The sequence below is a fragment of the Erwinia sp. genome (assembly GCF_031978025.1).
Classification (GTDB): Bacteria; Pseudomonadota; Gammaproteobacteria; order Enterobacterales; family Enterobacteriaceae; genus Erwinia.
The window spans coordinates 1-4109 of record NZ_DALZCD010000335.1; the positions used below are offsets into that span (position 1 = coordinate 1).

Here is a 4109-nt window from a genome sequence, read left to right on the forward strand (position 1 = left end):
GCGGTGACTTTGCAACCGGTCTGCGATAGTTTGTATAACAGGTAGCTGCTGTCCACGCCCCCGCTAAACAGGGTCAGGATATGCTTCGACTGACGGGACACATAAGAGAGATCGTCAAGGCTGCGTACGTGTCGATAACGATTCATGTTCTCTTTCCTTGTAAAGTAAACGTTGGTTTTTTCAGGGCTTGCCGTCAGGCGAGTATGGGCGATCCCGCGCAGGGGAATAAGCCGGGTAAACAAACAAGACTCTTACGCTATGAGAACAAATCAATACATGGGTTTGCTGCCGTATATGGCGGTGTTTGTCAAAGTGGTGGAGACGGGCAGTTTTTCTGCGGCGGCGGAACAGCTGGGCACGACGGCCTCGTCGGTCAGCCGCCAGGTGGCGAGCCTTGAGCAGGCGCTGTCGGTCAAGCTGCTGATAAGAACTACGCGGCGGCTGAAGCTCTCGGCAGCGGGAAGCGATGCCTACGCCCGCTGCTGTGAAATGGTCGAGTCGGCCCGATCCGTGCTGGAGCTGGCGGAACGGGTCAACGATACGCCGCAGGGGATGGTCAGACTCAGCGCCCCGCGCGCCTTCGGCAAAGAACTGATCGCCCCGCATATCGAGGAATTCTTACACCGCTACCCGGAGGTGGATATTCAGCTGAGGCTCACTGACCGCCCGGCTGACCTTATCGGCGATGACCTTGACCTGATGGTACGCATTACCGACACGCCCCCGGCCGGGCTGGCGGCCCGCCCGCTTATCCGCGTCAGCCATATCCTCTGCGCAACGGCCGCTTACCTGGAAAAACGCGGCTGCCCGCAGCACCCCAGTGACCTCGCGCAGCACAGTTGCCTCTATCTCGGGGAAGTCGCCGGGGATAATTGCTGGCGGTTTTCCCACCTGCACACCCAGGAGCAGGTTAACGTCACGGTTCGCGGGCGCTATGTCACCAACCACAGCAAAGCGCGGCTGGAAGGGGTACTCAGCCATCTGGGGATCGGTTGTTTGCCGTGGTTTGTCGCAAAAGACGCGCTTGCTGCCCAACAGGTCGTCGAGGTGCTGCCGCAGTGGGACTACCAGACCTCGTACTACGGCATGTCGTGGATCCTCTACCACCCGAACCGTTTTCTGCCGCCGAAATGCCGGGTGCTGATCGATTTCCTGGCGGAGAAGATTGCCGACAACGATGTAAACCGGCGCGCCTGCCGTTAATCCCGAAGCGGAGGTTAATACAGTAAGGGTATCGTTGCGATATGAAACAGATGACGCACGCTCTTTAACGTCTATAAGGTAAGCGATTATTTTGAAGACAAAGAGGGAGTTACCATGGGCAGGTTTCAGGGAAAACGTATCCTTATTACTGGCGGTACAAGCGGGATGGGTCTTGCAGGCGCCCGGCGTATTGTTCGTGAAGGCGGCCAGGTGGCTATTACCGGGCTGAATGCAGAACGACTTGAATGCGCTCGCGGCCTGCTACCTAAGCACTCACTTATCCTCAAAAATGATGCTGCCAGTGAAACCGACATAAACGGGCTGGGGGAAGCTATCAGCAGCTGGGGAACGCTCGACGGATTATGGCTTAATGCCGGCTTTGCTGAAGTAGGCTCTCCGGAATCGGTGACGGCTGAGGCTTTCAACCACATGATGAACGCTAACGTTCGCGGCCCGATGTTGCAGCTTGCTGCCCTCTCCGGCTCACTCAATCCGGGAGCCTCTGTGCTGGTCACCTCCTCTTCTTCTGTTTATGAGGGGGCGGCCATGACAAGCCTGTATGCAGCGACCAAAGGCGCCGTTATCGCTATGGTTAAAAGCTGGGCATCAGCCCTGGCTGAACGCGGTATCCGCGCCAACACGTTGGTGCCAGGCCCCATTGAAACCAACTTCAGGCACTTTATGCCTGCAGAGTCGCGTCGGCAGTTTGAAGATTTTGTGGTCAGTCAGGTTCCCTTGGGTCGCGCAGGCACAGCAGAAGAAGCCGCGGCAGTTGCCCTTTTCCTCCTGTCCGATGACGCATCCTACGTGACCGGCAGCCAGTATGCTGTAGACGGCGGGCTGGTACATTACTGATGATTTGGGGGCAGGAAAGTAACTGAAAGCCCTCAGGATACTGGTGCCTGCTCTGCACGCCATAAGCGGATGTTTCTGAAGAGCCCTTACCCGTGCGCGAATTCATTATCGAACCGGCTACCGTGCCTGCCGACAGCTGGCCTCCGGTTCACGCAGGCTATCCCCGTTGTAGCCAGTTTTGGATCCCCTCAGAAGCGGAGTCCACCGCCCCGGCAAGGTAGCCTGAAAATTGCGGTGACCACTCGCTGGCAATCGCCGTTATTTTACCTGCCCATTCTCCCTGCACCGGGATTTGCTCGGGAAGTGGGTGTCCGCCTTGCTGCAGCAGGTCAAAATCTGTTGCCGTAAAAGGATCGGCTGCCCAGTCTTTCAGACACTCGGCTTCGGGTTCGGCCGCATCCTTACCAAACAGGCGCGCAAGCTGTTCCTTACAGAGTTGCTTAAGCCTCTCTTCGCTGACTGTCCATCTCGACTTAGCCGGTATACCAATAAAGCCAAAAACCACCGTTTTCCCCGACTCAGGTTCGGAAACATCGTGAATTTCAACCATCGGGCCGACCTGACTGCTGGCATCGCCGGAAAGCTGCCGTGCCCGCAGGAAATCGGTGTGATAAACGGCGACATACTTTGCATGGGGGGCCATCCAGGTGGGTATTCTCTGCCACCGTAAAATGAGTCCTTCCGGCAGCGCTGGCGTAAACATTATTTTCGCTGCCAGCGCAGGCGGCAGAGCGAGGAAAATATGTTCGCCAGCGTAAAGCGTTTTTGCTCCCTCCTCCGTTTGCGCCTGCGCCCGTATCCCCTCACTGACGCTGGAAATGGCAACCACCTGTTGGCCCGACTTAATTTTGTGAGCCGGGATCTGGCTTTTCAGCACAGCCGTGAGCGCCTGCATTCCCCCCTTCAGCCTGAACGCTGCCGGTGAGCTTTCATAAGCAGGATAACGTTGCGGGGGCACATTGAGCTGACGCTCATACAGCCTGTCGCCTGGTCGCCCCTGTGGGATTGCCGTCAGCCCCAGCTGCTCAATCAATCGCGCGAAATCAGGCTGGTTCTGCGGCCAGAACCAGGTTGCCCCCATATCCACGGACAGCCCTGGAACTTCAGCTGACAGCACACGCCCCCCCGTCCTGTTCCGGGCCTCCAGAATCACATAATCCACACCGGCTTTTTCCAGTAGCGTAGCAGCATACAGCCCGCTGACCCCTGCCCCAATAATAATAACCCTGCTTTTCACCCTGACGCCCCGGCCAGCATAACCGGACTGAGGTGTCCCGTTTTCAGGTAAATAAGCGCGCCATTATTGGTGCTGATGAGGGAAGGCATGTCGCCTGAAGGAAAGCGGAGCCAGCTTCCCTTCTTATAGCAACCTTCCGGCGCCCTGAGCTCGCCTTCCAGGATCAAAAGTTCGGCCCCCCCGACAGGTGGCGCGTCGAAAACACACTCGTCAGAAGCAAGCCTCTGAAGTAAAACGCGTTCGAATGTGCCTGAAAACAGCGGGCAAATTGCTCGTTGCGGCTGGCCGTGCCAGTTACTTTCATCTTTTGTATTGATTCTGACGGGCAGGCGTTCCTCGGCAGACATCTGGCGCAGCTTGACAAAAATGGTGGCACCGTCGCGGCTGGAGGGTTGATGAGACGACCCGTCCGGACTGCGCAGATACCAGCCTGCCGGGTAATCCACGCCGTTTTCCGTAAACATACCGCTCAGCACCAGGATTTCTTCGCCATCGGGATGGCTGTGCTCGGGAAACACAGACGCCGGGGCATAGTTGACCAGGCTGGTTGCACGAGCCTGCTCCTGACCTGTCCGGTCAAGCATGACGCGTTCAATACCGCGCTGCGGGGAAGGCACCCAGTTGTAGTCATCAGGGGTAATGATGGCGCACTTTGAAAAATCAGCATTAATTAACATAATCATCATCGGTTAAAGGGCACCGTCACAGGTACCCTTTTCAGGTTTATTTATTGGGCAGGTTGTCGTAAACATCCAGGGCACGGGCAGTGTAGGTTAACGCTGCGCCGGTGTTCAGGTTAATGGCAACGGCCAGC

At 57.0% G+C, this 4109-nt stretch carries 4 protein-coding genes and 1 pseudogene; 2 read left to right on the forward strand and 3 right to left on the reverse strand.

The annotated features are described in order from the left end of the window. Positions 1 to 258: 258 nt before the first annotated feature. Together RTK32_RS19625 and RTK32_RS19630 are read left to right on the forward strand one after the other, a co-directional pair. Entirely contained in the window at positions 259 to 1203 is a 945-nt protein-coding gene (locus tag RTK32_RS19625; RefSeq protein ID WP_312046913.1) for a LysR family transcriptional regulator, read from the forward strand. Between the two features lie 114 nt (positions 1204 to 1317). Continuing rightward, positions 1318 to 2058, forward strand: coding sequence for an SDR family oxidoreductase (locus tag RTK32_RS19630; RefSeq protein WP_312046914.1), 741 nt, complete (start codon positions 1318 to 1320; stop codon positions 2056 to 2058). A 157-nt stretch (positions 2059 to 2215) separates the two neighbouring features. On the opposite strand, the gene RTK32_RS19635 is transcribed toward RTK32_RS19630, so the two are convergent. From RTK32_RS19635 to RTK32_RS19645, 3 genes and pseudogenes are all read right to left on the reverse strand, one after another. Beyond that, positions 2216 to 3295, reverse strand: coding sequence for an FAD-dependent oxidoreductase (locus RTK32_RS19635; RefSeq protein ID WP_312046915.1), 1080 nt, complete (start codon positions 3293 to 3295; stop codon positions 2216 to 2218). Then, on the reverse strand, positions 3292 to 3972 hold the full coding sequence (locus tag RTK32_RS19640; protein ID WP_312046916.1) for a cupin domain-containing protein: 681 nt from the start codon (positions 3970 to 3972) through the stop codon (positions 3292 to 3294). The genes RTK32_RS19635 and RTK32_RS19640 overlap by 4 nt, the downstream gene beginning before the upstream one ends. Positions 3973 to 4018: 46 nt before the next feature. Next, positions 4019 to 4109: pseudogene (locus RTK32_RS19645) on the reverse strand (carboxymuconolactone decarboxylase family protein); the annotation flags it as partial.